The organism is Flavobacterium polysaccharolyticum, from assembly GCF_038739875.1.
Taxonomy (GTDB): domain Bacteria; phylum Bacteroidota; class Bacteroidia; order Flavobacteriales; family Flavobacteriaceae; genus Flavobacterium; species Flavobacterium polysaccharolyticum.
In genome coordinates this window covers 1-294 of the sequence record NZ_JBCGDP010000093.1, presented here as the reverse complement: position 1 = coordinate 294, position 294 = coordinate 1, and the positions used below count along the sequence as shown (strand labels likewise).

The window sequence follows — 294 nt, the reverse complement described above, 5'->3', positions numbered from 1 at the left end:
TCAAAATCGGACTCTGCGCAATTGCCCACCCGCCTTTGCGAGTGCGACTAAAAGAATAGGCGTGGTCTTGGTCAATGCCCAAGCGTATAAGATTCTTTCTCTTTCGCTCGGGTTTCTTCCAATCGTGCCAAATGCAATATCGAAGTCGGTTTCTAAGCCAGCCGTCTATATCACGTAGTTTGCCCATAATACTCGGTCCCCGAAAATAGTTTAACCATCCTCGTTGGATTTGCTTCGCCTATTCGCCTTTCAGGCTCGGGTCATTGATTTTTCGGATGCGTTCCTCGAGACTTT

General features: G+C 47.6%; 1 protein-coding gene. It reads right to left on the bottom strand.

Translation table 11 applies throughout. From position 1 onward, the window contains the following. Window positions 1–229: group II intron maturase-specific domain-containing protein (locus WFZ86_RS20225; RefSeq protein WP_425402894.1), on the bottom strand; the 229-nt coding region annotated here is incomplete at its 3' end. Between the last annotated feature and the right edge of the window lie 65 nt (window positions 230–294).